General features: G+C 67.8%; 21 protein-coding genes and 1 pseudogene. 10 read left to right on the forward strand and 12 right to left on the reverse strand.

The genetic code is table 11. From position 1 onward, the window contains the following. Positions 1 to 54: 54 nt before the first annotated feature. Positions 55 to 1,545 carry a CoA-acylating methylmalonate-semialdehyde dehydrogenase gene (locus ACXYX3_RS08095; RefSeq protein ID WP_458611266.1) on the reverse strand — a complete coding sequence of 497 codons (1,491 nt, stop codon included), beginning with the start codon at positions 1,543 to 1,545 and terminating at the stop codon, positions 55 to 57. A gap of 80 nt (positions 1,546 to 1,625) precedes the next feature. On the opposite strand from ACXYX3_RS08095, the gene ACXYX3_RS08100 reads away from it, so the two are divergent. Beyond that, positions 1,626 to 3,224: a PucR family transcriptional regulator gene (locus ACXYX3_RS08100; RefSeq protein WP_458611268.1), complete on the forward strand. Its 1,599-nt coding sequence runs from the start codon at positions 1,626 to 1,628 to the stop codon at positions 3,222 to 3,224. Here the strand turns inward: ACXYX3_RS08100 and ACXYX3_RS08105 are convergent. Further along, positions 3,213 to 4,550, reverse strand: a pseudogene (locus tag ACXYX3_RS08105) (APC family permease). The gene ACXYX3_RS08100 and the pseudogene ACXYX3_RS08105 sit on opposite strands and share 12 nt — an antisense overlap. A gap of 65 nt (positions 4,551 to 4,615) precedes the next feature. Beyond that, positions 4,616 to 5,725 carry a DmpA family aminopeptidase gene (locus ACXYX3_RS08110; RefSeq protein ID WP_458611270.1) on the reverse strand — a complete coding sequence of 370 codons (1,110 nt, stop codon included), beginning with the start codon at positions 5,723 to 5,725 and terminating at the stop codon, positions 4,616 to 4,618. A gap of 110 nt (positions 5,726 to 5,835) precedes the next feature. Between ACXYX3_RS08110 and ACXYX3_RS08115 the strand changes: the two genes are divergently transcribed. Beyond that, the gene (locus ACXYX3_RS08115) at positions 5,836 to 6,453 is read left to right on the forward strand and encodes a TetR/AcrR family transcriptional regulator (protein WP_458611271.1); all 618 of its coding nucleotides are present in this window, start codon (positions 5,836 to 5,838) and stop codon (positions 6,451 to 6,453) included. Position 6,454: 1 nt separating this feature from the next. Here the strand turns inward: ACXYX3_RS08115 and ACXYX3_RS08120 are convergent, their stop codons facing one another. Beyond that, positions 6,455 to 7,240, reverse strand: coding sequence for a PE-PPE domain-containing protein (locus ACXYX3_RS08120; protein ID WP_458611273.1), 786 nt, complete (start codon positions 7,238 to 7,240; stop codon positions 6,455 to 6,457). Between the two features lie 31 nt (positions 7,241 to 7,271). After that, on the reverse strand, positions 7,272 to 7,895 hold the full coding sequence (locus tag ACXYX3_RS08125) for a hypothetical protein (RefSeq protein ID WP_458611275.1): 624 nt from the start codon (positions 7,893 to 7,895) through the stop codon (positions 7,272 to 7,274). Between the two features lie 46 nt (positions 7,896 to 7,941). Between ACXYX3_RS08125 and ACXYX3_RS08130 the strand changes: the two genes are divergently transcribed. Together ACXYX3_RS08130 and ACXYX3_RS08135 are read left to right on the forward strand one after the other, a co-directional pair. Beyond that, positions 7,942 to 8,706, forward strand: a complete 765-nt coding sequence (locus ACXYX3_RS08130) for an endonuclease/exonuclease/phosphatase family protein (protein WP_458611276.1) — start codon at positions 7,942 to 7,944, stop codon at positions 8,704 to 8,706. 131 nt (positions 8,707 to 8,837) lie between these two features. Then, a complete protein-coding gene (locus ACXYX3_RS08135; protein WP_458611278.1) occupies positions 8,838 to 9,719 on the forward strand; it encodes a universal stress protein in 882 nt (293 codons plus the stop codon). Here ACXYX3_RS08135 and ACXYX3_RS08140 read toward each other — a convergent pair. Beyond that, positions 9,716 to 10,849: an acyl-CoA dehydrogenase family protein gene (locus ACXYX3_RS08140; RefSeq protein WP_458611280.1), complete on the reverse strand. Its 1,134-nt coding sequence runs from the start codon at positions 10,847 to 10,849 to the stop codon at positions 9,716 to 9,718. The genes ACXYX3_RS08135 and ACXYX3_RS08140 overlap by 4 nt on opposite strands. A 270-nt stretch (positions 10,850 to 11,119) precedes the next feature. On the opposite strand from ACXYX3_RS08140, the gene ACXYX3_RS08145 reads away from it, so the two are divergent. Next, positions 11,120 to 12,376: an integrase catalytic domain-containing protein gene (locus tag ACXYX3_RS08145; protein ID WP_176215952.1), complete on the forward strand. Its 1,257-nt coding sequence runs from the start codon at positions 11,120 to 11,122 to the stop codon at positions 12,374 to 12,376. Positions 12,377 to 12,464: 88 nt separating this feature from the next. Here ACXYX3_RS08145 and ACXYX3_RS08150 read toward each other — a convergent pair whose 3' ends face one another. Next, complete coding sequence (locus ACXYX3_RS08150; RefSeq protein WP_458611282.1) at positions 12,465 to 14,012, reverse strand: IS1182 family transposase; 1,548 nt, start codon at positions 14,010 to 14,012, stop codon at positions 12,465 to 12,467. Positions 14,013 to 14,077: 65 nt separating this feature from the next. Continuing rightward, on the reverse strand, positions 14,078 to 15,310 hold the full coding sequence (locus ACXYX3_RS08155; protein WP_458611284.1) for an acyl-CoA dehydrogenase family protein: 1,233 nt from the start codon (positions 15,308 to 15,310) through the stop codon (positions 14,078 to 14,080). Positions 15,311 to 15,514: 204 nt separating this feature from the next. On the opposite strand from ACXYX3_RS08155, the gene ACXYX3_RS08160 reads away from it, so the two are divergent. Next, positions 15,515 to 16,267 (forward strand): hypothetical protein, encoded by a 753-nt coding sequence (locus ACXYX3_RS08160; protein WP_458611286.1) that lies wholly within the window; start codon positions 15,515 to 15,517, stop codon positions 16,265 to 16,267. Between the two features lie 18 nt (positions 16,268 to 16,285). Here ACXYX3_RS08160 and ACXYX3_RS08165 read toward each other — a convergent pair whose 3' ends face one another. From ACXYX3_RS08165 to ACXYX3_RS08175, 3 genes are all read right to left on the reverse strand, one after another. Next, positions 16,286 to 18,067: a putative bifunctional diguanylate cyclase/phosphodiesterase gene (locus ACXYX3_RS08165; RefSeq protein ID WP_374238339.1), complete on the reverse strand. Its 1,782-nt coding sequence runs from the start codon at positions 18,065 to 18,067 to the stop codon at positions 16,286 to 16,288. Positions 18,068 to 18,137: 70 nt separating this feature from the next. Then, the gene (locus ACXYX3_RS08170; protein ID WP_458611288.1) at positions 18,138 to 20,303 is read right to left on the reverse strand and encodes an Rv1355c family protein; all 2,166 of its coding nucleotides are present in this window, start codon (positions 20,301 to 20,303) and stop codon (positions 18,138 to 18,140) included. Next, a complete protein-coding gene (locus tag ACXYX3_RS08175) occupies positions 20,300 to 21,046 on the reverse strand; it encodes a hypothetical protein (protein WP_458611290.1) in 747 nt (248 codons plus the stop codon). Before ACXYX3_RS08175 ends, ACXYX3_RS08170 begins: the two co-directional genes overlap by 4 nt. Positions 21,047 to 21,876: 830 nt before the next feature. Between ACXYX3_RS08175 and ACXYX3_RS08180 the strand changes: the two genes are divergently transcribed. After that, complete coding sequence (locus tag ACXYX3_RS08180) at positions 21,877 to 22,329, forward strand: MaoC family dehydratase (RefSeq protein WP_241203955.1); 453 nt, start codon at positions 21,877 to 21,879, stop codon at positions 22,327 to 22,329. On the opposite strand, the gene ACXYX3_RS08185 is transcribed toward ACXYX3_RS08180, so the two are convergent. After that, entirely contained in the window at positions 22,330 to 23,514 is a 1,185-nt protein-coding gene (locus tag ACXYX3_RS08185) for an acyl-CoA dehydrogenase family protein (protein WP_458611292.1), read from the reverse strand. Between the two features lie 80 nt (positions 23,515 to 23,594). On the opposite strand from ACXYX3_RS08185, the gene fabG reads away from it, so the two are divergent. Genes fabG through ACXYX3_RS08200 form a run of 3 tightly spaced genes read left to right on the forward strand, consistent with a single transcriptional unit; the run spans position 23,595 to position 26,757 of the window. Continuing rightward, on the forward strand, positions 23,595 to 24,335 hold the full coding sequence (fabG, locus tag ACXYX3_RS08190; RefSeq protein ID WP_241203957.1) for a 3-oxoacyl-ACP reductase FabG: 741 nt from the start codon (positions 23,595 to 23,597) through the stop codon (positions 24,333 to 24,335). Further along, positions 24,335 to 25,567, forward strand: a complete 1,233-nt coding sequence (locus ACXYX3_RS08195) for an acetyl-CoA C-acetyltransferase (protein ID WP_458611294.1) — start codon at positions 24,335 to 24,337, stop codon at positions 25,565 to 25,567. The genes fabG and ACXYX3_RS08195 overlap by 1 nt, the downstream gene beginning before the upstream one ends. Next, positions 25,564 to 26,757, forward strand: a complete 1,194-nt coding sequence (locus ACXYX3_RS08200) for an acyl-CoA dehydrogenase family protein (RefSeq protein WP_241203959.1) — start codon at positions 25,564 to 25,566, stop codon at positions 26,755 to 26,757. The genes ACXYX3_RS08195 and ACXYX3_RS08200 overlap by 4 nt, the downstream gene beginning before the upstream one ends. Positions 26,758 to 26,759: the final 2 nt, after the last annotated feature.

Genomic DNA, 26,759 nt, shown 5'->3' on the forward strand with positions numbered 1-26,759 from the left:
TGCACAGCTGACGCCGGTGTGTCGTGTGCAGACGCGCGCGCTCGCGGGACGGGGCTAGTTGGTGGGGAAGCCGAGGTTGATGCCGCCGTGGCTGGGGTCCAGCCAGCGGGTGGTGATGGCCTTCTGGCGGGTGAAGAACTGCACGCCGTCCATGCCGTGGGCGTGGCTGTCGCCGAACAGGGAGGCCTTCCAGCCGCCGAAGCTGTAGTACGCCATCGGGACCGGGATCGGCACGTTGATGCCGACCATGCCGACCTCCACCTCGTTCTGGAAGCGCCGGGCTGCGCCGCCGTCATTGGTGAAGATCGCGGTGCCGTTGCCGTAGGGGTTGCTGTTGATCAGGTCGAGGGCCTCGTCGTAGGTCTCGACGCGCACGACCGACAGCACGGGGCCGAAGATCTCGTCGGTGTAGACGCTCATGTCCGGGGTGACGTTGTCGAGCAGGGTGGGGCCCAACCAGAACCCGTCCTGCCCACCGTCAGCGGTCACGGTGCGGCCGTCGAGGACGACCTTGGCGCCGGCGCTTTCGCCCGCGTCGACGTAGGAGGCGACCTTGTCGCGGTGCGCCTTGGTGACCAGCGGGCCCATGTCGGAATCGCGTGTGCCGTCACCGGTCTTGATGGTGGCGGCGCGCTCGGCGATCTTGGCCACCAGATCGTCGGCGATCGGGCCGACCGCCACGCACGCGGAGATGGCCATGCAGCGCTCGCCCGCGGAGCCGAAGCCGGCGTTGACCATCGCGTCGGCGGCCAGGTCGAGATCGGCGTCGGGCAGGATCACCGCGTGGTTCTTCGCGCCGCCGAGAGCCTGCACGCGCTTGCCGGCGGCGGTACCGGTGGCATAGACGTACTGCGCGATCGGGGTCGACCCGACGAACGAGACGCTCTTGATCTTCGGGTTGGTGAGCAGCTCGTCGACGGCCGTCTTGTCGCCCTGCAGGACGTTGAACACACCGGCGGGCAGACCGGCCTCGGTCCACAGCTTCGCCAGCCACAGCGACGCCGACGGATCCTTTTCGGACGGCTTCAGCACGACGGTGTTGCCGCAGGCGATGGCGACGGGGAAGAACCACATCGGGACCATCGCGGGGAAGTTGAACGGGGAGATGATGCCGACCGGGCCGAGGGGCTGACGGATCGAGTGCACGTCGATGTTGGTCGACGCGTTCTCGGTGAACCCGCCCTTGAGCAAATGGGGGATGCCGCAAGCGAACTCGACGACTTCCTGGCCGCGGGCCACCTCGCCCAGCGCATCGGAGACGACCTTGCCGTGCTCGCTGGTGATGATCTCGGCCAGTTCGCCCTTGCGCTCGTTGAGTAGCTCACGGAACCGGAACAGCACCTGGGTGCGTTTGGCCAGGCTCGTGTCGCGCCAGGCGGGAAACGCCGCGGCTGCGGCGTCGATCACGGCCCGGGCGTCGTCCACAGACGCCAACGCCACCTGACCCGTCACCTGGCCGGTCGCCGGATTCGTCACCGGTGCCGACGCACCCGATGCACCCTCGAACACCTCGCCGTTGACCCAATGCGAAATCTGCGCAGCCATACCGAGAGTCTCTCGCGCGCCAGGCCGCCGACGTCGATACACACTGTCAACGAATGGGGCTGCGCGAATACACTGTGTCAATGCCGTTGACCGTGGGTGAGGTGGTCGCCCTGCCCGCCGTGCAACGAGGGGACCCCGAGGTGCTCAGCGCCCAGCGGTGGGCGGAAACCATCCGCTGGGTGCACGGTAGCGACCTGGCCGACCTGTCGAGCCTGCTGCAGGGCGGTGAGCTCGTGTTGACCACCGGTCGGGCATTGGCCCGCCACCCGCGCAGGTACCTGCGCGGCCTCGCCGACGCGGGGGCCCTCGGCGTCATCGTGGAGGTGGGCACGCAGGTGCCCGCACTGCCGGACGGGATCGGCGCCATCGCCGAGGAACTCGCACTCGCCCTGGTCGTGCTCCATCGCACGGTCCGGTTCGTCGAGATCACCGAAGCGGTGCACCGCCGCATCGTCGCCGACCAGTACGACGAGGTGGCGTTCGACCGCCGCGTCCACGAAACCTTCACCGAGCTGTCCATGAAGCGCGCCTCGCTCAGTGGCATCGTCGACGCGGCGGCGCAGATCCTGGCCGAGCCCGTTGTGCTGGAAGACCTTTCCCACCAGGCGATCGCGATGTCGGCGGGCACTCCCGCCGATCTCCTCGAGAACTGGGAGCGACGCTCCCGCCGCAGCCCGGGGCGCAGCGAGCTCGCCGAACCGTGGGCGGTCACCGGTGTCGGACCCCGCACCCAGCAGTGGGGCCGGCTCGTGGTGCCCCGCGCACCGGCAGACGAGCACCGCACGAAGATGGTTCTCGAACGGGCGGCCGCGGCGTTGGCCATGCACCGGATGATCGAGCAGGACCGGACGGGCTTGCAGCACCAGGCGCAGAGCGGACTGATCGACGACGTCCTGCGGGGCCGCCTCACCGACGAACGCGAACTGACGGTGCGCGCCCAGGCACTGGGTCTGCGGCGCGCTCCCGCGTACCTGCCGGCGACGGTGCGCGCCCAGCGGCCGTCCCCGTCGTCGGATCCCGTGGCCGGTCACCGGCGCGCCATCGCCTTACTCGATGCCGTCGCCCACACCGTCAAGGCCGCCGGCCACACCGGATTGTTCTCCCTCCAGGGCGACGCCGAAGTCGTGATGGTGTTGGCGTTGAAAGACACTCGCGACGTCGACGGCGCACTGGCAGCACTGGGTGGCCGGCTGCGCGACCAGGTGCGACGCGTCGACGGGGTGAGTGCGTCGGTGCTGGCGCTGGGTCCGCCGGCCGACCAGATCACCGATGCCGTGTCGGGCCTGGCCGAGGCCGCGCACATCGCCGAAGTCGCTCTGGCGCAAGGGGACCGATCCCGGCCGTACTTCCGGGCCGCCGACGTCCGGCTCCGCGGTCTGCTGTCGCTGCTGCGCGACGACCGGCGGGTCCAGCAGTTCGCCGAGACCGAGCTGAAGACGCTGCTGTCCGAGGAGTCCGCGGGCACACCCCCCAACCTGACAGTGCTGCGCGAGTACCTCCGGTTGGCGGGCAACAAGGCCGCGCTCGCCCAGCGTCTGCACATGAGCAGGCCGGCCCTGTACAAGCGCCTGGACGCTATCCGTGACGCGCTGGGTGTCGATCTCGACGACGGGGAGTCGATGACCTCACTGCACGTCGCGCTGATGATCGTCGATGGGGCGGCCGGGTCACGCCAGTGACCGCGACGGCCGCCACGCCAGGAAGCCGATCACCAGGCCCACGAACGGGATCGCGGCGAGCACCGTGCTCAGCATGACGCTGCCACCGGTCACCAGGGTGAAGTTCGAGAGCACCAGCCAGAGGCTGGCAAGCAGCCCGAGTACGGCGAGCGCGGGCGCGATCCGCGTCGTCGCGATCCCGCCGCGGCCACGGTGGCGGAGGAAGAACACCAGCACCGCGATCGACGTGGTCAGCATCAGCACGACCATCCCGACGGTCGCGACACCGGCCATCGACCCGAAGACACCGACCAGCGGATCGATGCCGAGCAGTGCGAGAACCGCGACGATGATCGCGGCCGTCGCGGTCTGGACGAGCGACGAGAACGACGGTGACGCATGGCCGTCGTGCACGGTGGCCAGTCGCGCGGGCAGCAATCCCTTGCCCGCCAGCACGAACTGGTAGCGCGCGATCACGTTGTGGAAGGACAACACGCAGGCGAACAGGCTGCTCAGCAGCAGCACGTTGACGATGTCGCGGCCCACGGTGCCGAGCATGTCACCGGTGGTGTCGAGGAGCATGTTGCCCTCACCGTCGAGGGTTCGCTGCGCCACCCCGGTCACCTGGTCGGGGCCCAACGCCACCACGAACGCCCACACGGTGATCGCGTAGAACGCGCCGATGATGACGACCGCGGCGTACGTGGCGCGGGGGATGGTCCGTTCGGGGTCACGCGCCTCGTCCCGGAACACCGCCGTCGCCTCGAAACCGATGAATCCGGTGAGCGGGAACAGTATCGCGATCCCGATGGTGCCCTGGGTGAACGTCGCCGGATCGAACGAGGTGAACGTGACGCCCGCCGGGCCGGGCTTGGCGACCATCACCACGTCGAGGACGACCACGATGCCGATCTCGAGGGCCAGCGCCACCCCGAGCACCTTCGCGCTCAGCTCGATGTGCCGGTATCCGAGGACTGCGACGATCGCCAGGATCGCGAACGAGTAGACGGGCCAGGGGATCTCGGGGCCGTCATAGTGTGCGACCGTGTCGGCGATGGCCCAGCCGATGTATCCCTAGATGCCGATCTGTATCGCGGTGTAGGCGATCAGCGCGACCACCGCGATGCCCTTGCCCATCCGTTCGCCGAGCCCGACCGTGACGTAGGAGAAGAACGCACCGGCCTCGGGGACATGGGGCGTCATCGTCACGAACCCGATGCTGAACACCAGCAGCACGAGCGCGGCGATGACGAACCCGACCGGTGCACCCGCGCCGTTGCCCAGGCCCATCGCCAGCGGCATGTTGCCGCCGATCACGGTCAGCGGGGCGGCCGCGGCGACGACCATGAAGACGATGCCGACCGGACCGAGATGTCCTGTCAATCGCCGGGTCTCAGGCGTGGTGGAGGTGGTCACGGGGTCTCCTGGGGTGAAGAGGCGGACATAGCGGTGCGGAGCAGATCGTGATCGATCGCGTGGGCGGTGAACCCGTTGCGGCCGGTCATCGTGGTCGCGGCGACCATCGCGTTGACGATGGCCTCTTCGGTGGCGTCGATCGTCAGGTCGAACAGTCGCGTCATCAGCTGGGGTGCGACCATGCGGACATCGACCTCGGTCCGGGCGGTGTTCACGTCCTCGTCCCAGGCATACGGGGGGATACCGCGGTTCGACGTCGAGAAGGCCAGCATGAGGTCCCCGCTGTACTGCTCGCCCGTGCCGCCGAGCCGACCGACGGCCAGTGCGGCGCGCTGCGCCAATCGTGTGCACTGATGGGGGAGCAGGGGGGCATCGGTCGCGACGATCACGATGATCGAGCCCGACCCGGGTTCGTAGCCGGGCGGCAGATCGGGCAGCGGCACCGCCTCCGGTCCGATCAGCTCGCCGATGTGAACGCCGTTGATGCGCAGCCGTTCTCGCCGTCCGTGGTTGGCCTGCACCAGGACGCCGACCGTGTATCGGCCCGCGGCGGTGTCGGTCGTGCGCGACGAGGTACCGATGCCGCCCTTGAAGCCGTGACAGATCATCCCGGTGCCGCCGCCCACGTTGCCTTCGGCCGGTGGCTGCGCCGACGCATTCTCCAACGCAGTGCGCGCGTGTTCGGGCCGGACGTGGAATCCGTTGATGTCGTTGAGCAGTCCGTCATAGGTTTCCCCGACCACGGGCAGTGACCAGTAGACACCGTCACCGCGGGCGCGCACCTGGGCAGCGACCAGCTCGTCGCGAACGACGCCGACACTGTGGGTGTTGGTCAGCCCGATGGCGGTCGTCAGTTCGCCGGACTCGCGGATCCATTCCAGCCCGGTGAGTTCACCACTGCCGTTGAGGCGATGCGCCCCCGCGAAGAGGGGTTCGGTCCAGATGTCGTCGTGTGGGACGACGACGGTGACGCCGGTGTGCACGGCCGGTGGCCCCTCGGCGTCGAGGGTGACGTGCCCGACGCGTACGCCCGGCACATCGGTGATGGCGTTGTCGGCGCCGGTGGGGTGGTCGCCGATGATGACGCCGAGGTCTCTTGCCCTCATGACACGCTCCGTTGTTTTCCGAATTGGAAAAGAACTATGCGCCCGTGTCGGGCGTCACGCAAGAGGAAGGGCAGAATCGACCTCGCGGCACGAGTGAGGAGGTGGCCGGGATGGGGCGGCCGAACACGCAGGCGCAACGGCGCGCCGACATCATGGACGCGGCGATCACGCTGATCGAGCGCCATGATCTGGCCACCCTCAAGCTGGCCGACGTGGCCGCCGAGCTCGGCCTGACCACCAATGCGGTGCGGTACTACTTCAAGGACATGACCGAGCTGCTCTCGCAGCTGGCCCTACGCTCGGACGTGCGTTTCTACGAGCAGCGTCGCCGCTTCGGTGACCTGACCGACGACGTGGCGCTGCAGTTGGCGATGACGATCGCGGCCGGCCTGCCGAACGGTCCCGAAGACGCCGAATGGCGGGCCATCTGGCGAGCCGTGCTCGCCGCGGGCTTCGAACTGGATCAGCGCCGTGACGTCCAGGGCATCTACCATCGCCAGGTCGGCCTCTACCGGGATCTGCTCACCACGGGCGCCGATGCTGGGGTGTTCACCCTCGGTGCGCCCGCCGGCGACATCGCGATGACCCTGATGGCGATGGAGGACTATCTCGGCTACCGCATCGTGGCGCGCGATCCCGAGATGGACCGCGCGACGGCGCTGCGCCTGATGCGGCAGTACGCGCAATCGGCAACGGGGACAACACTTCCCGATTTCGCAGGGGTGTGAGTCATTCGCGCCGATAGGCCGATTCGATCTGCGCGGCCGGTTTCGGCAGCAGCGGCTCACCGTTGGTCAGCACGAACGTGGTGTTCCCGCGGTGCCAGATGGTCAGCGACGGGTCGTTCAGATCGACACCCTCGTAGTGCGGGTGGATGAAGAGCTTGCCCAGATCGGCGTTGCGCACCGCGTCGGCGTTGCTCTTGTCGCTCGGCGAGTCCGCGTAACCGTCGTAGCGGCGCGCCACGTCCACGATGTGCCAGGGTGTGTCGGTCGGGGTGGCGAGCCCGGTGGTGCGCAGCGTCGGATCCCCCACCTTCGACCCTCCGGAGGCGCGCAGCGGGTTCCCGAACAGGACGAAGGTCAGGCGATCGGGCGTCGGCGCCGTCGGGTCCGCAGCGTGCTGGCGCATCCACTCCGAGGCCACCTGGGCCCCTTGGCTGTAGGCCAGCACGATGATGGTGCCGGGGGTGGCGCGAATCGCGGCGTCGAGGTTGGCGACGCCGGTGGGAATCGAATCCAGTGCCAGGTTGCGGGGGTAGTCGACCACTTTCACCGTGTAGGGCGCAGTGCTGAACACTCCGCGGAACTCTTCATCCATGTCGTTCTTGACGTGCAGATCGGCACCGGGCAGTGCGAGAACGGTGCCGCTGGACGGGATCCCGAGCCGGGTGGTGGTCGCCGCCGTCAGGCCGGCCGACGGTGCGGTCGCGTCGTGGCGGGCCGCGAGCCGATGGCCGAGGCACCCCGCACACAGCAGCGCGAGGATGATCAGGACGACCGCGCGACGTTTCACGATGGCCCGCCTTTGTCCGTGTCTTCTGAGGCTATTCCGGGCCCGCGCGACTGTACCTCTGGCACAACATGTCCGTGCTGCCCGTCAGCTGTGAGTCCGGCGTGGATTCGTCGATCCCCAGCCGAGCGCACAGATCGAGGAACGTCGTCGCGAATGGGTTGTCCGCGACCTGTTCGCGCAGCGCGACCCAGTCGAGCTGCTCGCGAACCCCTCGCGCCACCGGAAGCAGCTTCGAGAAATCGCAGTGGTGTTCGTGCAGCGAGCGCAGCTTCTGCAGCATCACCTCACTCGGCGGGAGCACCGGCATCGACAGAGCGAAGACATCGAGGACCGGTGCGCCTGCGATCATGCCGCTGTCCACGGGCACCCGGTTGATCTGGTGCAGCACGTCGACGACGGCGGGCCCGTCGACGCTCAGCGCCGCTTTGAACAACCAGTCCTCGGGAGGCCGCCGGATGTCGAACCCTGCGTTTGCCAGCGCCGCGGCCGCCGCCTCGACGTCGGATTCGGCGACCACGAAATCCACGTCGTGGGTCGGTTCGGGGGCGCCGTGGGCCCACAGCGCGAAACTTCCGGCGAGCGCGAACGGCGGCCCGTCGGCTTTGAGCGCGGACGCCGCACGGCGCAACGCGTGACGCAGGTCATCAGGGGACATTCGCACCGCCGTGGGTTTCGTCTGCAGGGTGGGTAGTGGACTACCCATGAAGTTGGTGACCTTCAACATCCTCCACGGGCGCACCGTGGGGGGCGGTGTTGACCTGGACCGCTTCGCCGACTGCATCGCAGGGTTGGACGCCGACATTCTCGCTCTGCAGGAGGTGGACTCGGTGCAGCAGCGGTCCGGTATGGCCGATCTGACAGCACTGGCCGCCGAGGCGATGGGCGCCCGTAGCCACCGATTCGTCGCCGCGATCTCGGGTACGCCCGGCGCGACATGGATGGCGGCGACGGGGGAGGAGCAACCCGGTACCGCGGCCTACGGCGTAGCGCTTCTGTCGCGATATCCCGCGACCAGCTGGCAGGTGGTGCGACTACCCCGGATTCCGGTGCGGTTTCCGCTGTATCTGCGCGCGCCCAACCGCGTGCAGATCATCCACGAGGAGCCGAGGGCCGCGGTGATCGGACACTTCGACACCCCGCTCGGCGGTCTCACCGTGGCCAACACGCATCTGTCGTTCGTTCCGGGGTGGAACCGGCTACAGCTGCGTCGGCTGATGCGTGACGTCGACGGGATGCCGGGTCCGCGCATCGTGACCGGCGATCTGAACATGCCACCTGCGGCGGTGCGCCACCACACGCGTCTGCGCGCGCTCGCCTCGGCGGCGACCTTCCCCGCCGATGTGCCCACCCAGCAACTCGACCACGTCCTGACCGACGATCCGGGTCTTCAGGTGCAGGCGTGCCGGACGCCGCCAGTCGCCATCTCCGATCATCGCCCGCTCGTGGTCGACCTGCGGCGCGGCTGAACGGGGAGGGACTTTCGACCCTCTGCGTGATGCCGGCAGACCACTGAACGGCGGGATCGGCGCAGGTAGCGTCGGGGACAAGAGCGGCGAACCACCCTGCACCGACGCCGCTTGCTGAGGAGGCGCCTGTCATGTCCCACCCCGCTGCGTCGCTCGGCGTCGTCGTCTGCGTGGACGGCTCCGCGGCGGCCAGGGCCGCTGTCGACTGGGCTGCGCGCAGCGCGGCGCGCCGCCGCGCGACGCTGACGCTGGCCCACGTACTGCCCTCGGCGAGCCTGCAGTCGTGGGTCCAGGTTCCCCTTCCGCCGGCGTTCTTGAAGGACGAGCAGGAAGCGGCCCGCACGATCCTGGACGACGCCTCGGCGGTCGCACGGGCGGCGGCCGGCGAGAGCCTGGGCGGACTGGGCGAGAAGGTCCTCTCCGGTCAGCCCGTGGCCGCGCTGGCCGAGTTGAGCGCCGACGCCGAGATGATCGTGATCGGGAGCCGGGGGCTCGGCACCTGGGAGCGGCGGCTTCTGGGATCGGTCAGCACGGGGCTGGTGCACCACGCCCGCTGCCCGGTGGCCGTGATCCGCGACGAAGATCCGCTCATCGCCCATCCGGACGAGGCGCCGGTGGTGGTGGGCATCGACGGATCCCCGGCCAGCGAACACGCCACCGAGATCGCCTTCGACGAGGCGTCGCGGCGCGGTGTCGACCTCGTGGCGGTGCACACGTGGAGCGACGCGGGATACGAACTGCCCGCGCAGCCCTGGACCGAGGTGCAGCCGGAAGAGGACATGCTGCTGGCCGAGCGGCTCGCGGGCTGGCAGGAGCGCTACCCCGACGTCACGGTGCGCCGGGTGGTCTGTCGAGACCAGCCGGCTCGCCGGCTTCTCGACGAGGCCGCGACCGCCCAGTTGGTGGTCGTCGGCAGTCACGGCCGCGGCGGATTCGCCGGCATGCTGCTGGGTTCGGTCAGCACCCAGGTGGTGCAGTCCGCCCGCACCCCGGTGATCGTCGCGCGCCGTTAGGTGGTCAGCGCCGCATACCGGTCGACGTGGAAGTCTGTCGAGCCGAACTCGAACTGCAGGGCGGTCAACCGCTTGAAATAGTGGCCTATCGCCAATTCCTCGGTCATGCCCATGCCGCCGTGCACTTGGACCGCCTGCTGGCCGACGAAGCGGGCCGCGCGCCCCACGGTCGCCTTGGCCGCCGAGACTGCCCTGGCGCGCGTGGCGGCGTCGTCGTCATCGAGATGCAGGACCGCGAGATGGACAGCGGCGGCTGCCTGCTCGAGCTCCATGTACATGTCGACCATCCGATGCTGCACCACCTGGAACGAGCCGATCGGCTGCCCGAACTGCTTGCGCTGCTTGGCATAGTCGACCGTGTCGGCAAGGACCTTGCGCATCGCGCCGACCGCTTCGGCGCACACCGCGGCTGCTCCCTCGTCACGGGCCCGGGAAAGCGACGGCCAGGCGCGACCCTCCTCGCCCAGCAGCGTGGCCCGCACCCGCGTCATCGTGATGTCCGAGGCGTATCTGTCGTCGATCGTGCGGTAATGGTGCATCTGCAACCCCTCGGGATCTGAGGTGATGTCGACGACGAACAGCGAGACACCGTCGCTGTCGGCACGGGCACCCGAGGTGCGCGCGGTGACGAGCACGCTGTCGGCCAGCGGCGTGCTCACCGAGACGATCTTCGTTCCCGTCAGCACCCAGCCGTCTCCGTCGCACTCCGCCACGGTCGATACGTCCTGCCAATGCTCACCCGACGTCGGTTCAGTGGCTGCCACCGTGACCACCGTTGTCCCCGAGACGATCCCGTCGAGAAGGGCGGCAGCGGTCGGTCCACCCGCGCGGCGCAGCAGCCCGGCCGCCACCACCGCGGTGTCGACGTAGGGCTCGACCGCCAGCGCGTGGCCCAGCGCCTCGCAGATCAGCATCATCTCGACGGGACCGCCGCCGATCCCGCCACAGTCCTCGGGCGCCAAGGCGCCCAGGATGCCCAACTCCTGGGCGAATGCGAGCCAGATCTCGGGCTGCCAACCTGCTCCGGATGTGACTGCGGCGCGGCTCTTTTCGAGATCGTAGCGCGTGGCCAGGAACCGCGTCAGGCCGGTGCGCAACAGCTGCTGCTCGTCGTCGAACGTGAAGTCCATTCTCTGCCTCTCTCGAGCCCCTCTAGGAGCCTGCTGAATTAGGGGTGTTTGGGGCGGGGTGCCTCACTGCGCGCTCGGCGCTTGGTTTGAGTCAGACCCGGAGGTCGACATTTCGAGGGTCACCCCGCCGCTTCGAGCGTGACACCGCAGGTTGTAGCTGGCAAGACCTCGGCTTGACTCACGAAAAGTGCCCGCGAAACGCCCTCGGTGCCTCACGTAAGAATGCCCGCGAAATGGTGATAGTCGTGGAGCATGGGAAGTGGGTTGTCGATGGCGTCTCGTGCCGAGGTCACCGCCAGGTACGCCAAGGCGTATGTGAGGGCTTCGAAGAAGGACCGGGGCCGGATTCTGGATCAGGTGGTCGAGGTGACCGGCTGGTCGCGTGATAACGCCCGCCGGCGGCTCACGGTAGCGGCCAGGCGCCCGCCGGGTGCGGGCCGCAGTGTCGCAAAACGGCCGCGCAAACCGCGCTCGCCGAAGTACAGCTATGACACCCGTAAGGTGCTGCAGAAGGTCTGGGCCGCCTCGGGTGGGCAGTGCGGCAAGTACCTGGCTGCTTCGATGGCCCTGCAGCTCGACGGGTTGGAGCGCCACGGCGAGTTGGTCTTTGGCCGTGACCGTTACAGCCCGACGGTGCGCGAGGAGCTGTTGGCGATGAGCGCGGCGTCAATCGACCGCTATCTGGCGCCGGTGAAAGCCAAAGACCAGATCAAGGGCAAGTCCACCACCAAGCCCTCGCCGCTGTTGCGCTCGTCGGTCAAGATTCGCAAGGCCACCGACGAAATCGAAGCTGCGCCAGGCTTTTTCGAAGGAGACACCGTCGCGCACTGCGGGCCGACGTTGAAGGGCGAGTTCGCCCGCACCCTCAACCTCACCGATGTGCACACCGGCTGGACTTTCACGCGGACCGTGCGCAACAACGCCCACACCCACATCCTGGCCGCCCTGAAAGCAGGTGTGCATGAAATACCGTATGAGGTAACTGGTTTGGACTTCGACAACGGCACCGAGTTCCTCAACAAAGCCGTCATCAAATGGGCCGGGCAGATGGAGATCTTCTTCACCCGCTCCCGGCCGTACAAGAAGAACGACCAGGCCACCATCGAGTCCAAGAACAACCATCTCGTCCGCAAGTACGGGTTCTACTACCGCTACGACACCGACGAGGAACGTGCGGTGCTCAACCGGCTCTGGCCTCTGGTCAACGACCGGCTCAACTACCTGACCCCCACCATCAAACCCATCGGCTACGCCAGCAGCGGTGACGGCCGGCGCCGCCGTCTCTACGACCAGCCCAAGACCCCACTGGACCGGCTACTGGCGGCCGGCGTCCTCTCACCAGCCCAAGAATCGGAGCTCCTGACCTACCGCGACAGCCTGAACCCGGCCGCGATGGGACGCCAGATCGCCGACCTGCAGAACCGACTTCTCCAGCTGGCCAAGGAGAAAACCGAACAGCTCTACCTCGCCAGCATCCCCACCGCCCTACCCGACACCCGCAAAGGCATCCGGATCAAGGCCTCCTGACCCAACGCCGTTTCGCGGGCATTCTTACCTGAGGCATGGATCAGATTTCGCGGGCATCTTGATCTGAGGCATCACGGACCTGATCGGATCAGGCGATAGCCCAGGTCGTGCCAGTGTGGGTCAGGCCGAGAGCGAGCAGGCGGCGCAGATTCAGTGCCGCGCTGCGGTGGTGCAGCCAGTGATCGTTCTTGGCGACGCCGCGATAGCGGACTTTGCGGTTGTGACGGGTTACCCAGGCGATGGAGCGTTCGACCATAGGGCGGTGTCGACGATATTCGGCTTGCCACTCGGGCTGCCGCGCCTGGGTGCGGGCGTGGCGCTGAAGAGGTTCATATGCACTCAGGGTGAGTTTGCGTCCCGCGGTCGCGGTAGTGCATCGTGACGCCAAAGGACAAGAGCGGCAATGCTTTTTGAAGCCTACGCCGCCGCTGGGCGGTATCGGCAGGGTGTGACCGGCCGGGCAGGTCACTGTGCGGTGATCAAAGTCGACGGTGAAGTCATCGGTGGTGAAGCCACCAGGCACCGGGGTGCGCAACGGAATCGGTTTGATCACCGCGACGTGTCCAGCCGCGGCCAAGGCGGTCCGCGTGGCACCGCTGCTGTACGCGGTGTCGCCGAGTACTCGCACCGGGATGGGTTCATTGTGGAGCAGTGCGGGCCCGACGACGGCTTCGTGGTTATCGGAGCCACTGGCCTTGGTCAACGCGCAGTCGGTGATGATCCCGGTGTCGGGTTCGATCGCGATGTGGGCTTTGAAGCCGTCCTGGCGGCGGTGCACCGTCTTGTGGGCGTGGCGGGCGTCGGGATCGACGGTGGAGATCACCCGATCGGGGGCGACGTTCTGCGCGATGCGCCACCGCCCGTCGGTGCCGTCAGACCCCTCGACCGGTTCGACGTCCTGACCGGCGATCAACGCCAACAACGCGACCGCCTCGGCAGCGCGGGGGCCCAACTCCTGATCGGGCAGATGCCCCAGCAGTCGGTGCGCGTCACCAACAAGGGCATCGACCAGCAGGTCGCGAGCAGCCCTGTCGTTCCACGCAATCGACGGTTTCCCGGGATCGTCATAATCATGACCGGTGCATTGCGACTCGACGACCGCTGCGGCGCCGGGTACGTCGCGGCGGACCCGTCGGATCGCGGCGATCAACTGGGTCACGGTGTCCTGGGTGGCGACCGCGTCATCGAGCACCGTGGAATCCAGGGCCCGGCGCGTCTTCTTGGCCAGCACCCCGGTCTCGGCGACGACGGCCTTGACCGCCTCGAAGATCCGGTTCGGTGACTGCGAGGCCGCCAGACGGCGCCGCCAATAGGTCAACGTGGTGGAGTGAAACGCCGGTGCGGTGATCGGCAGCCCGCAGGCGGCTTTCCACCGCAGATCAAAGGTCACCGCGTCCACCGTCTCGTTATCGGACAGACCATGCAATGCCTGCAACGTGATCACGCTGGCCATCACCTCAGCCGGCACGCTGGGGCGGCCCCGACGCGAGGGAAACAGATCGGCGAACATCGCCTCGGGAAACAACTCGCCACGATGAGCCGCCAGAAACGCGAACACACTGTCGGACTTCAACAAATGACCGGCGACCGACTCCGCATCCAACAACTCACGCTGATCATCCGCACGACCCTGCACCCACCAATTGTCCCCGCTAACCCGACCAACACCGGCCCACCACGCAGGACTTATTCAGCAGGCTCCTAGAGTCCCAGCGCCGCTTTGGCCAGGATGTTGCGTTGGATCTCGTTGCTGCCTGCGTAGATCGAGCCGGCGCGATCGTTGAGATACCGCAGGGGAGCCACCGCCTGCCACGGCTCGCCGGACACGTAGCCGTCTGCCGGCGGCTCGAAGTGGGCGATCGGACCGCCCGGACACGCGGCGTGCGGCTGATACGCCCGCCCCCGGGGTCCGGCTGCCTCCATGGCCAATTCGGTGATGTGCTGGCTCAACTCGGTGCTGAGCACCTTGAGCATGGAGGACTTGGCGCCCGGATTGCCGCCCGCAGCCACCACCGCGAGCACCTGATACTCGAGGATCTCCAGGACATCGGTGCGGATCCGGACGTTGGCGAGCTTGCGGGCGAACGCCGGGTGATCGAGTAGTCGCCCGCCGGTCGGTCCGGGTTGTTCGGCGGCGACCGCGGCGATGTTCTCGGCCATGACCTCCAGGGCCGGCGCCGCCGCGCCGCCGCCGCGCTCGAACTCCAGCAGATACTTCGCCACCGTCCAACCGTCGTCGATCGCACCGACGACATTGGTCTTGGGCACCCGGACCTCGTCGAAGAAGACCTGGTTCTGCACCTCTTCTCCGGAGGTCATCACCAACGGCCGGATCTCGATTCCCGGTGACGTCAGATCGATCAGCACGAACGTGATGCCACGTTGCTTCTTCTCCGATCGGGAGGTGCGTACCAGGGCGAACATCCAGTTGGCTTCCCGGGCATGGGTGGTCCAGATCTTGCTGCCCGTGCACACCAGGTGCTCGCCGTCGTCGCGGGCGGCCATCGACAGTGCGGCGAGGTCCGAACCAGCCTCCGGCTCCGGGTAGCCCTGGCAGAAGAACACCTCGCCGGTGAGGATTCGCGGCAGGAAGTAGTCCTTCTGGGTGTCCGTGCCGAACTCGATGATGGCGTGAGCGACCATGCGGATGCCCATCGGGGACAGCGACGGCGCACCGGCGAGTGTCGACTCCCTGCTGAAGATGTAGTGCTGCGTCAGCGTCCAGTCGCAGCCGCCGTACGCGACGGGCCATGCCGGGGCGGCCCAGCCCCTCTCGTGCAGGATGGCCTGCCACTCCATGCTGGCGTCGTGGTCGGCGTACACGCTGGTCATCAGCCGGCCCGCGCGGCGCAGATGCGGGGTGAGGCGTTCGTCGAGGAAGGACCGTACCTCGTCGCGGAAGGCGAGATCGGCGGGCGACCAGGTCAGGTTCATGCCAAGAGAGTAAACCTAGTTAGTTAGGTGGGGAACCCGCCCGCCGTCGGCCGTGCCGGCCGGCGTGCGGCCGGTGGTACGTTGATCGTGTTGCCGCGTGCAGTGATGATGAATCCTCGCAACGCCCCACTCGGCTAGTGGCGACCCAGCTGTCAGGACAATGTGGACTCGCCGACGCTCTCGGCAAACCAAAGGCAGATAACGGTGTATCCGGATGTGGTGTGGCAGGACGAGGTCGACGTGGTGTGCACCGACGTCGGCCCAGCGGGCCTGCTGTGCGCGCTGGCTGCGTCTGCCCGGGGTGGTGACGTCCTGATCGTCGCGCAGCGGCGCCGCGCACGGACCTGGTTCGAGACGCTGCGCGGGGACGCGGCCACCTCGGCGTACACCGCGGCGCTGATCGACGACATCGACGTCAAGGCGTTGCCCCACCAACCCGAGTTGGCGGTCCGCGCGGTCAGCCCCGTGGAGAGTGCGTCCAACGGGCGCAAGCGGCGTACGGTCCCGCCGTTCGACGGCGGCAGGCTTCGACGGTGGACAGGGGAGTGCATCGCCTCGCCGTCGGGGTACCTCTACACGCGGGTCAACGGGTGGCCGTCCACCCGCGTGCAGTCCGCCGACGGTGACATCGTGGACGTGATCACCGCCGACGTCCCGGCCGACGCGGTCGCCGAGCCCGGGGGACTCGACTCCTGGTTGACCGGACAGGCCCAGGCGCGCGACCTCGTCGCACAGCCGGTCGACGCCATCGACCGACTGGTGTTCGACGACTCCACGGTGATCGGGGTGGTCTTCGCCACCGCGGACGGCCCCCTGGCCGTCCGCGTCCGGCACGGCGTGCTGGTGTGCGGCCCGCCCGGGGTGGCCGTGCGGACCGACGGCCCGGCCGGAACGGTGGCCCTCGTCGGCCGCTCGGCCAGTCGTTTCGGCCGGGTCGAGTTGCTCACCGACGGCTGAGCCGGTTTCTGCGTCGGCTCAGAAGGAGACGTCGATGCGGCCCTTGGCCAGCAGAGACTCCATCGGCCCGGCGGCGATCGGCCGCGACAGCAGGAATCCTTGAGCGCGATGGCATCCGTGGCGCAGCAGCGTCAGCGCCGCGGCCTGGGTTTCGACCCCCTCGGCGACCAACTCGAGGCCGAACGCCTCGGCCAGCGCGATGATGGCTCGTACGATGGCCAGATCGCCTGGGTCAGAACCTAATTCGGTCACAAAGCTACGGTCGATCTTGAGGGTGTCGACCGGCAGCGATTTCAACTGCGACAGGGCGCTGTACCCGGTGCCGAAGTCGTCGATGGCGACCAGGACACCGGCCTCTTTCAGGCCTGCGAGCGTGATGCGCGTCGTCTCGATGTCCTGGACCACCACCGTCTCGGTGATCTCCAGGCACACCGAACCCGGCGGCAGGCCGTTGTCGGCCATCGCGCCTTTGACGGTCTCCACGAATCCGTCGGTGACCAGCTGAACGGGGGACACGTTGATCCGCATCACCGATTCTCCGCCGTGGCCGCGGGACCGCCAGGCCGCGAACTCCGCGCACGCGGTACGCAGCACCCACCGGCCCAGTTCGCCGGCCATGTTGATCGACTCCGCCACACCGATGAACGAATCGGGGGTCAGCAGGCCCCGCGTCGGGTGCTGCCAGCGCACCAGCGCTTCCATCGCGACGATGTCGCCGGTCCTCATGTCGATCTCGGGCAGATAGTGCAGCAGCAGTGCGCCACTTTCGACCACGGTCTGCAGATGCAGCTCGATGTCGTTGCGGAACTCGTTCTCCAGCGACATGTCGTCGGTGAACACCGAAACCTGGTTGCCGCCAGAGTTTTTCGCGGTCAGCACGGCCTGATCGGCCCGGCGCAGCAGATCGGAGGTGCTGTCGTGTCCGGGCACCCCCAGTGCGACCCCGATGCTCACGGTGCGCGTCAGCATCTCGCCGTCGATGGACACCCGCTCCCGCAGGGCGGCCTGCAACCGCACTGCGAGCGCCTCTGCGGCATCTGCGTCCATCGGGTCGGCGGGCACCACGACGAACTCGTCGCCGCCGAGTCGCGCGATCAGGGTGGGCCCGTCGGCGCTGCGCCGGAGCCGCTCGGCGAGCACCCTGATGAACCAATCACCGGCAGTGTGGCCCAGGTAGTCGTTGATCGCCTTGAGTCGGTCGAGGTCGAAGAACAGGGCCGACACCGGTCCGGGCTGACCGTCGGCCAGACGTGCGTCCAGATGACTGAGCAGAGCGCGCCGGTTGAAGAGCCCGGTCAGATCGTCATGGTCGGCGAGATAGCGCAGCTGCTCTTCGGCGTCGACGCGCGCCTGGACCTGTGCGAGCAGGGATGCGATCGCTTTGAGCGCGTTGAGCTCGGCCTCTGTCCAGTTGCGGTCGCCGAACTTCACGAAGCCCAGCACTCCGGACGTCACCTCGCCGGAGAGCAGCGGCACGCAGGCCATCGAGGTCGCCGCGACCTGCCGGCCCTCGTTGATCGTGCGTTGGTAGTCGTCGGTGGCCGGTTCCGGCCGGAAGACCACGGGCTCCTTCTGGTGCTCGGCCATGGCGAAGACGGGATCGGCGTCGGTGAAGTACACGACGGCCAGCGGATCCGGGTCCGGGATGCCGGGCCGCACCGGCCACTCGGCCACGAGGACGGACGCCCGGATCGTGTGGTCGTTGCGCCGCAGGAAGCTGACGTCGACGCCGAAGTACGCCACCAGATCCGCCAGCACGTTCTGGCACACCTCTTTGGCCGTCGCCGACGTGGCACCCATGAGTTGCGTCGCGACCGATGTCACCACCAGGTCCAGGCTCTCGGGCAAGCGACCCTCTTTCGTATCCGCGTCAGTTCGGTGCCGAGCTGTCTTTCCCGCCGCGACGCCGGCTGACGACCGACGGTCTCGGCGCCCGGGACAACCTCAGCACCAACGCCAGTGACTCAGCGGGATTCGCGGATACCAACGTCCGGAAAGTGTATTGCAGGTCAGCCAGCGCTCTCGCGAAGCGCGGCGACAGCGCGGCGAAGTCATCGTCATCGGCGGCGTAGAGGAAGGCCGGGGAGACGGGCTGGACGGCTAATCCGTGCTGCTGGGCGCATATCCACACCGATTCCACCGCCGCGCCGGCGCGGGCGTAGTCGGTGAGCGTGTGCCCGTCAACGGTGATGATTGCCACACCTGCGGCCGCGGCGACCTTGGTGCGGCTGTCGTCGCCGAGCGCGGTGCCGGCATTCCACGCCGCCAGATTCGCCATCACGTCGCCCCGGCGCAGGATGTCGAGGAGAACGACGTCGGCGTCGTCGAGTTCGAGGCTGCGCACCTCGATCCCGGTGTCCGGCGACGGATCGCCGGGCCACCGCAACTCGTCGATCATCTGCGCGTGCAGATGCGGCGTGAGATAGCGGATGCGGTCGGCTGCGGCGAGGATCGTGGCCGCACGTTCGACGTCGGGCGGATCGGTCAACAGACAGACCCGCGCGCCCTCGCGGTCAGCCGCCGCGTGCAGGTCGGCGACGACGGTGTCGTCGAGCTCGATGCGGGTGCCGAGGCGTCGATTGGTCTCCCGCCGCATCATCGCGGGGTAGAGCCCGGCCAGCGCGGGGTCGGGGTCGGTGTCGTCGAGTGTGACCGCGGCGCTCAGCGGGAAGCGCTCATCGCCGATTCGGAAGTCCACGCGCACACCGACTCCCCGCGCCGCGGCGGCCACCCGCGCGTTGAAGGTCGCTGCGCCGACAGCCACCGCGCTGCCGCGGAATCCGACGTCCATGGCCGAGGTGAGGTTCGGATCGAGATGGATGTCCAGGCAGCGATCCGCGGCCCCGGCGCGCTTCTCGACGATCCAGGGTTGCGTGTTTCCGCCGGACGGGGCCCGCCGTGCTGCCGCCGCGACCACGTCGATGACCGCACCGTCCGCTGTGACCGGTGGGGCCTGATCGCCGGGCCGCTCGTCGGCGACGGTCGGGAGGGCGAGGCGGGGTTCACCGAGCTGATCGAGCAGCGCGGGAACATCCACCTTGACCCTGCCCGAGGCCAGTGGTTCGCCGAGTCCGATCCGTCGTACCGCCTCGGCCACCGACGCGGCGCCGACGGCGACTTCCGAGGACAGCTGCGGCCACGTCGTCAGCGTCGTGCCCACCTCGAGCAGTGAGGCCGCCATCCGCGACGGCAGTCCGGAGGCGTCGATGATGCGCAGGACCCGCGGCACCTTCTCCTTGGTGCTCAGGCCGGCCAGCGCGTCGGCATCCATCTCCGCGAGGTCGCCCAGCAGTCCGTGCAGCAGCGGTCGGTCGGGTTCGAGGTCGAAGCGTTCGACGTCCAGCAGGCCGCCGCTGCTGGTGGCCATCAGCACGGGAATGCCCCGCGCCCGCGCCGCGCCCCGGACGAGCACCTTGGCGTCCAGGGAGTCGCATTCCTCGACGAGGACATCGAGCCCGTCGAGGAACGCGTCGACGGTGTCCGTCGTGAGTCCGTTCGGCTCCACGACGACGGGGAGGTAGGGGTCGAGTTCGGCGAGGCGCCTCGCGCACACCACCGCTTTGTTCACTCCGACGTCGAGGAGGGTGGCCGGTACGCGGTTCAGATTCGAGACGTCGATCGCGTCGAAGTCGGCGAGACGCAGTTCACCGCACAACCCCTGGGTGGCGAGCGTGTGCGCGATCGCATGCCCGACGCTGAGGCCCACGACGCCGATCCGCAGCCGGCCCAGCGTGGTCATGTCGTCGCCGGTGATCAGATTGCGATTGCGGTCCAAGCGCAGCAGGCGGTACGCGCGGGGGCCCAGGACGCGGACGAGCACGCGCCGCCACGGGTAGTACGCCCAGCGATCGGCTTCGTCGGCGACCTCGGCGGGAGGGGCGGGGCGCACCGCCGCGAGCTCGGCCCGCTGTGCGGAGATCGTGTCCACCATCTCGATGCGTGGATCGTCGCGCAGCGCAGTCCACCGCTCGGAGTCCTCGGGGTCGGTGGGGTCGAGCACCGACGCCGTGTAGACCGCAGCGGTGGGCTCACTCATCCCAGCCGCCGCTGCGCCGTGTCGTCGATGAGGTCGGAACCGGGCGTCATGGCCCGCTTGTCGGCCAGGAAGGCGGACAGCTGCCGTGGTTGGGCGTGATTGGCGAACGTGAGGCGGTCCCACCAGGCGATCCTGGTCTGATACCGAATGTCCGGGTAGGGCGTCGGGGGGATCTTCGCGGCCAGCACGCCTCCCGAGGTGAGCCACCGCTTCAGCACATAGGACGCCGCCGTCGCGACGACGAATTGGATGCCGAGCAGGTCCATCGCGTGCAGGGGGGTGCGGGCGATGCTGGTGGTGAGTCGGCGGCTCAGCTCGGGGTCGTCGGCGACCCACGCGGTCTTCATCTCGGCCACCCCGAACGGCAGGCGGTCAGCAACCATTTTCCGCACCGCCTCCTCTCCGTCCTGCCCCGCCCATTCCTCGACGGCGTGGCATTCGGCTATCGACCTATAGGGCCCCTTTGCGCGGAGTCCGCCGACAACTCTGCCACGCTGATTGACGCATGCGGCGAATAGGGCGGTGTCGTCGCCGCGGCGCAAGGCGGGCGTGTCGATGGCCGCACCGATGCCGTGTTGTTGATAGCTGCATGCGGCCCCGGCGATGAAGTCGGACCACAACTCGGGTTCGGTCGAGGGCCGCGCGTAGACGACGGTGCACTCGGTGACGGGGTCCCAATAGCGCGGACTGGCGTCGAGCTGGTCGGCATCGAAGTCAGCAAAGGCAAAGTCGGGTTGGGTCATTTCGATCCATTCGTCAGGCGGCGCAATGGCGGGGGCGGGTACTGCGCAGAACGCGTTAAAACACGTTCATTCTCGAGTATCTCGCTCTCACACAGCCAAATTCCAGCTAGCCGGATGAAGTCATCCAAACAATCCGATTCCGGTAAAGGTCACGATCAGGTAACGATCGTGACGCGGCCGCGCTCGGCAATTGTTCGAAGCGGAGTCGGCGCAGGTCAGGACGTCATACTGTTGCCACGGCGAACTTTGGGCCGATCTGGTTTCGATCGCAACAGACCGGGACGTCGGCCGTCGCCTCCTTTGCTCTTTTCGCCGAGCCGGGGGCGATTCGCCGGTGGGCCTCGTGACGCTGACGACGCCGTCAGTGCGGTTACCGTCCAGTAACGCGGCCGTTTCGGGGTGGTTCGACCCCGGTCGGCAACGCGGCTCGCCATCTGGTGCCGGTCTGAGGCCCGAGCGTTGCGCGAAACCTCTGTCCGCGCGCATACGGCGCCGCGGGGGAGCTGAGCCGAGCGGTCAGCGGATCGATTCCGCTCGGTAGGGCTGTTTGCCAAATCCGCAAATGGCGATGGCGACGGGATATCGCCGCACCAATTATTGACATAAGCGACAGAACTGCAGTCGGTCCCGCGTCGATTTGATGAATTAGCGCGTGAACAATCCAGAAAACGAAATCACCGACGGCATTGTGCAATTCCACCACGATGAGAACCGATCATCGGCACGAGCTGACAGAATTTCGGCGGCAGCGATCCGACGCGGTGCCGCGCGACCGTGCTGTGGCACTGTGAGGAGCGCCATCAGGGCTACGGGGTCGAAGGAGACGCAGGGTGAAGAAGTTCAAGGATCTGGCTGAGTTCGTCGCGGCGGAGGGGTCGCAGCTCGGACCCACCGAATGGCTCGAGATCACGCAGAGCCGGGTGGATCTGTTCGCCGACGCCACGGACGATCACCAATGGATCCACGTGGACCCGGAACGCGCGGCCGGCGGGCCCTTCGGCGGGACCATCGCGCACGGGCTGCTGACACTGTCGCTGCTGCCGCACTTCACCCACCAGCTCTACACCGTCGACAACGTGGCGATGGCGATCAACTACGGCTACAACAAGGTCCGGTTCATCACTCCGGTGCGCGTGGGCGCACGGTTGCGCGCGCGGGCGCAGATCTCGACGGTCAATCAACTCGACAACGCGGTGCAGGCCGCGCTCGCGGTCACCGTGGAGATCGAGGGCTCCGAGAAACCCGCCGCGATCGCCGAGTCCATCGTGCGCTTCGTCGGCTGATCAGCGGCGGCCTGCAGCGGCCGCTCGGACGAGGCCGCCGCCGACGATGAGCCGCTGGATCTCGCTGGTGCCCTCGTAGAGCCTGAGCAACCGCACGTCGCGGTAGATCCGCTCCACCGGCACGTCCCGCATGTAACCCGCGCCGCCGTGGATCTGGACGGCGAGGTCGGCCACGCGGCCCACCATCTCGGTGCAGAACAACTTGACCGCCGAAGGCGCCAGCCGGCGGTCCTCGCCGCTCATCCACAGCCGGGCGGCATCGCGGACCATGGCCCGGCCTGCCATGACTCCGGTGTACTGATCGGCGAGCATGGCCTGCACGAGCTGGAACTCGCCGATCGGTGTGCCGCCCTGGGTCGCGGTCGCGGCGTAGGCGACGGATTCGTCGAGGGCGCGCATGGCGGTGCCCACCGCGAGCGCCGCGATGTGGACCCGGCCCCTGGCCAGCGACGACAGCGCCGCTCGGTAGCCGACGTCCTCGGTACCCCCGACCAGCGCGGTGTGGCCCACCCGCACATCGGAGAAAGTGACGTCGGCGGTCCAAGCGCCCTCCTGTCCCATCTTCTTGTCCTTTGCGCCGACCGTCACGCCGGGCGCGTCGGCGGGAACCAGGAACACCGCGATACCGGCGCCCTGCTCGTCGGCGGGACGCGTGCGGGCGAAGGTGATGAACAGGTCCGCGGTCGGGGCATTGGTGATGTACTGCTTGGCGCCGTTGATGATCCACCCCGAATCCGGACCGCTGTCGTCGCGAGTTGCCTTGGTGCGCAAGCCCGCCGGGTTCGATCCTGCGCCGGGCTCGGTCAACGCGAACGACGCGACGACGTCGCCCGCTGCGATCGGTGCCAGCCAGGCGGACTTCTGCTCGTCGGTGCCGTAACCGACCAGCACCTGTCCTGCGATGCCGTTGTTGGTGCCGAACATGGACCGCAACGCCAGCGATGTGTAGCCGAGCTCCATGGCGAGCTCGACATCCTGACTCAGGTCGAGGCCGAGGCCGCCCCACTTCTGGGGGATGGCGTAACCGAACAGGCCCATCTTCTTGGCTTGCTCGCGAAGGTCGTCGGGCACCCGATCCTCGGTCAGGATCTCCTGCTCGCGGGGCACGACCACGGTCCGCACGAAATGACGCGTCTGCGCCAGGATCTCGCGGAAGTCTTCGTCATTCACCTCGGCGCTCGTCATGGGTCTCCTCGGGTCGCATCGGTAATTTGATATATGAAATACGATATCGCCTCGAAGTCCGACGACGTGAGGATGGGCACATGGGATTACTGAACGGGCGGGTTGCCGTAATCACCGGCGGCGCACAGGGGCTGGGTCTGGCGATCGCCCGGCGTTTCGTCGATGAGGGGGCCCGCGTGGTGCTCGGCGACGTGAATCTCGACGCGACGCAGGCCGCGGCCGATGCACTCGGCGGGGCAGAGGTGGCCCGTGCGGTGCAGTGCGACGTCACCCGCGCCGAGCAGGTCGACGCATTGGTGGCGGCCGCGGTCGAGCAGTTCGGGGGCCTGGACGTGATGGTCAACAACGCGGGCATCACCCGCGACGCGACCATGCGCAAGATGACCGAGGAGCAGTTCGACCAAGTGATCGCCGTGCACCTCAAAGGCACGTGGAACGGGCTCCGGGCCGCCTCGGCGGTGATGCGGGAGAACAAGCGCGGAGCGATCGTGAACATGTCGTCGATCTCGGGCAAGGTCGGCATGATCGGTCAGACGAATTACTCCGCGGCCAAGGCGGGCATCGTCGGGATGACGAAGGCTGCGGCGAAAGAACTCGCCTATCTGGGGGTGCGGGTCAACGCGATCCAACCCGGGCTGATCCGGTCGGCGATGACCGAGGCCATGCCGCAACACATCTGGGACTCGAAAGTGGCCGAAGTGCCGATGGGCCGGGCGGGCGAGCCCGACGAGGTCGCAGGCGTCGCGCTGTTCCTGGCCAGCGATCTGTCCTCCTACATGACCGGAACGGTTCTCGAAGTGACCGGCGGCCGCCACCTGTGATGCGCGACGCGGTGATCTGCGAGCCAGTGCGCACACCCATTGGTCGCTACGGCGGCATGTTCGCATCGCTGACAGCGGTCGACCTCGGGGTCGCGGCGTTGCAGGGCCTGCTCGCGCGCACCGGTGTGCCCTCCGATGCGATCGACGACGTCATCGTCGGACACTGCTATCCGTCCATGGAAGCACCGGCGATCGGTCGCATCATCGCCCTCGACGCCGGTCTTCCGGTGACCGTGCCGGGCATGCAGATCGACCGGCGCTGCGGAAGCGGTCTCCAAGCGGTGATCCAGGCCTGTCAACAGGTCGGCGCCGGCGACCACGATCTGGTGGTGGCCGGCGGGGCGGAGTCGATGAGCAACGCGGTCTTCCACTCCACCGACATGCGCTGGGGTGGCGCCCGTGGCGGCGTGACGGTGCACGACGCCCTGGTGCGAGGCAGGACGACCGCGGGCGGCAAGCATCATCCCGTGCCCGGCGGCATGCTCGAGACCGCCGAGAATCTGCGCCGGCGATACGGAATCGGGCGCCGGGAACAGGACGAGCTCGCGGTGCGCTCACACCAGCGCGCGGTCGCGGCCCGCGCGGAGGGCCTGCTCGCGCAGACCATCATCCCGGTGACCGTCACCTCCCGTGGCGGTCCGCAGGTCATCGACACCGACGAACACCCCAGAGCCGACACCTCTGTCGACAAGCTGGCCCAGCTCCGGCCGATCCTTGCTGCCTCAGACCCGGAAGCGACTGTGACAGCAGGTAATTCGAGCGGACAGAACGACGCGGCGTCGATGTGTCTGGTCACCACCGCAGACAAGGCCGAGCAGCTCGGCCTCACCCCGCTGGTCACGCTGAAGTCGTGGGCGGTCGCCGGCGTCGGTCCCGAAGTGATGGGCATCGGCCCCGTGCCGGCGACCCGCGAGGCGCTCGCCAAAGCCGGGCTGAGGCCGGCGGATGTGGACCTCATCGAGCTGAACGAGGCGTTCGCCGCCCAGGCGCTGGCATGTATGCGCGAATGGGAGTTCAGTGCCGGCGATGCCGATCGGACGAACGTCCACGGATCGGGCATCTCCCTCGGACATCCGGTCGGCGCCACCGGCGGTCGGATGCTCGCGACGCTGGCCCGGGAACTGGAGCGGCGCGGCGGTCGGTACGGGTTGGTGACCATGTGCATCGGCGGTGGGCAGGGCATGGCGGCCGTCTTCGAAAGGATCACCGTCGTTCAAAGGACGATGCCTTGACCAGACTGGCGCAAACCCTGGGGCTGACCGAGTTTCAGACCGAGATCGTCTCGACAGTACGGACATTCGTCGACAGAGAGGTCATTCCGGCGGCTCAGGAGCTCGAGCATTCCGACACCTATCCGCAGGCCATCGTCGACGGCATGCGGGACATGGGATTGTTCGGGCTGATGATTCCCGAGCAGTACGGCGGTCTCGGCGAATCGCTGCTGACCTATGCGCTGTGCGTCGAGGAACTGGCCCGCGGCTGGATGAGCGTGTCCGGCGTGATCAACACACACTTCATCGTCGCCTACATGATCCGCCAGCACGGCACCGAGGCGCAGAAGCGAAATCTCCTGCCCCGCATGGCAACCGGTCAGACCCGCGGTGCATTCTCGATGTCGGAGCCCGAACTGGGTTCCGATGTGGCGGCGATCCGGACCAGGGCCGTCGACAACGGCGACGGCACCTACACGATCGACGGACAGAAGATGTGGCTGACCAACGGGGCCAGCTCCACGCTGGTCGCCGCGCTGGTGCGCACCGACGAGGGGGCGGAGCGCCCACATCGCAATCTGACCGCCTTCCTGATCGAAAAGCCCGCCGGCTTCGGCGAAGTGGTGCCCGGCCTCACCATTCCCGGCAAGCTGAACAAGCTCGGCTACAAGGGCATCGACACCACGGAGCTGATCTTCGACGGCTATCGCGCCGAGGCGACCGACATCCTCGGCGAGGCTCCCGGGCAGGGGTTCTTCCAGATGATGGACGGCGTCGAGATCGGCCGCGTCAACGTCTCCGCCCGTGCGTGCGGCGTCGGAATCCGCGCATTTGAACTCGCGGTCCGCTACGCACAGCAGCGCAGCACCTTCGGCAAACCGATCGCCGAGCATCAGGCGATCGCATTCGCGCTGGCCGAGATGGCCACCAAAGTCGAAGCGGCCCATCTGATGATGGTCAACGCGGCGCGCCTCAAGGACTCCGGTGACCGCAACGACGTGGCGGCCGGTATGGCGAAGTACTTCACCAGCGAGATGTGCGCCGAGGTCACTCAACAGAGCTTCCGGATCCACGGCGGCTACGGGTACTCGAGCGAGTACGAGATCGAACGGCTCATGCGCGACGCACCGTTCCTGTTGATCGGCGAGGGCACCAGCGAGATCCAGAAGAACATCATCAGCAAGCGGCTGCTCGCCGATTACCGGGTGTGACC

It is taken from the genome of Mycobacterium sp. Panama NTM2 (assembly GCF_054355555.1).

What these genes read in the sequence shown, in the direction of transcription:
- ACXYX3_RS08095 (WP_458611266.1), bottom strand. Translation starts at nt 1,545, where the DNA reads ATGGCTGCGCAGATTTCGCATTGGGTCAACGGCGAGGTGTTCGAGGGT.
- ACXYX3_RS08100 (WP_458611268.1), top strand. Translation starts at nt 1,626, where the DNA reads ATGCCGTTGACCGTGGGTGAGGTGGTCGCCCTGCCCGCCGTGCAACGA.
- ACXYX3_RS08110 (WP_458611270.1), bottom strand. Translation starts at nt 5,725, where the DNA reads ATGAGGGCAAGAGACCTCGGCGTCATCATCGGCGACCACCCCACCGGC.
- ACXYX3_RS08115 (WP_458611271.1), top strand. Translation starts at nt 5,836, where the DNA reads ATGGGGCGGCCGAACACGCAGGCGCAACGGCGCGCCGACATCATGGAC.
- ACXYX3_RS08125 (WP_458611275.1), bottom strand. Translation starts at nt 7,895, where the DNA reads ATGTCCCCTGATGACCTGCGTCACGCGTTGCGCCGTGCGGCGTCCGCG.
- ACXYX3_RS08130 (WP_458611276.1), top strand. Translation starts at nt 7,942, where the DNA reads ATGAAGTTGGTGACCTTCAACATCCTCCACGGGCGCACCGTGGGGGGC.
- ACXYX3_RS08135 (WP_458611278.1), top strand. Translation starts at nt 8,838, where the DNA reads ATGTCCCACCCCGCTGCGTCGCTCGGCGTCGTCGTCTGCGTGGACGGC.
- ACXYX3_RS08140 (WP_458611280.1), bottom strand. Translation starts at nt 10,849, where the DNA reads ATGGACTTCACGTTCGACGACGAGCAGCAGCTGTTGCGCACCGGCCTG.
- ACXYX3_RS08145 (WP_176215952.1), top strand. Translation starts at nt 11,120, where the DNA reads ATGGCGTCTCGTGCCGAGGTCACCGCCAGGTACGCCAAGGCGTATGTG.
- ACXYX3_RS08155 (WP_458611284.1), bottom strand. Translation starts at nt 15,310, where the DNA reads ATGAACCTGACCTGGTCGCCCGCCGATCTCGCCTTCCGCGACGAGGTA.
- ACXYX3_RS08165 (WP_374238339.1), bottom strand. Translation starts at nt 18,067, where the DNA reads ATGGGTGCCACGTCGGCGACGGCCAAAGAGGTGTGCCAGAACGTGCTG.
- ACXYX3_RS08170 (WP_458611288.1), bottom strand. Translation starts at nt 20,303, where the DNA reads ATGAGTGAGCCCACCGCTGCGGTCTACACGGCGTCGGTGCTCGACCCC.
- ACXYX3_RS08175 (WP_458611290.1), bottom strand. Translation starts at nt 21,046, where the DNA reads ATGACCCAACCCGACTTTGCCTTTGCTGACTTCGATGCCGACCAGCTC.
- ACXYX3_RS08185 (WP_458611292.1), bottom strand. Translation starts at nt 23,514, where the DNA reads ATGACGAGCGCCGAGGTGAATGACGAAGACTTCCGCGAGATCCTGGCG.
- fabG (WP_241203957.1), top strand. Translation starts at nt 23,595, where the DNA reads ATGGGATTACTGAACGGGCGGGTTGCCGTAATCACCGGCGGCGCACAG.
- ACXYX3_RS08195 (WP_458611294.1), top strand. Translation starts at nt 24,335, where the DNA reads ATGCGCGACGCGGTGATCTGCGAGCCAGTGCGCACACCCATTGGTCGC.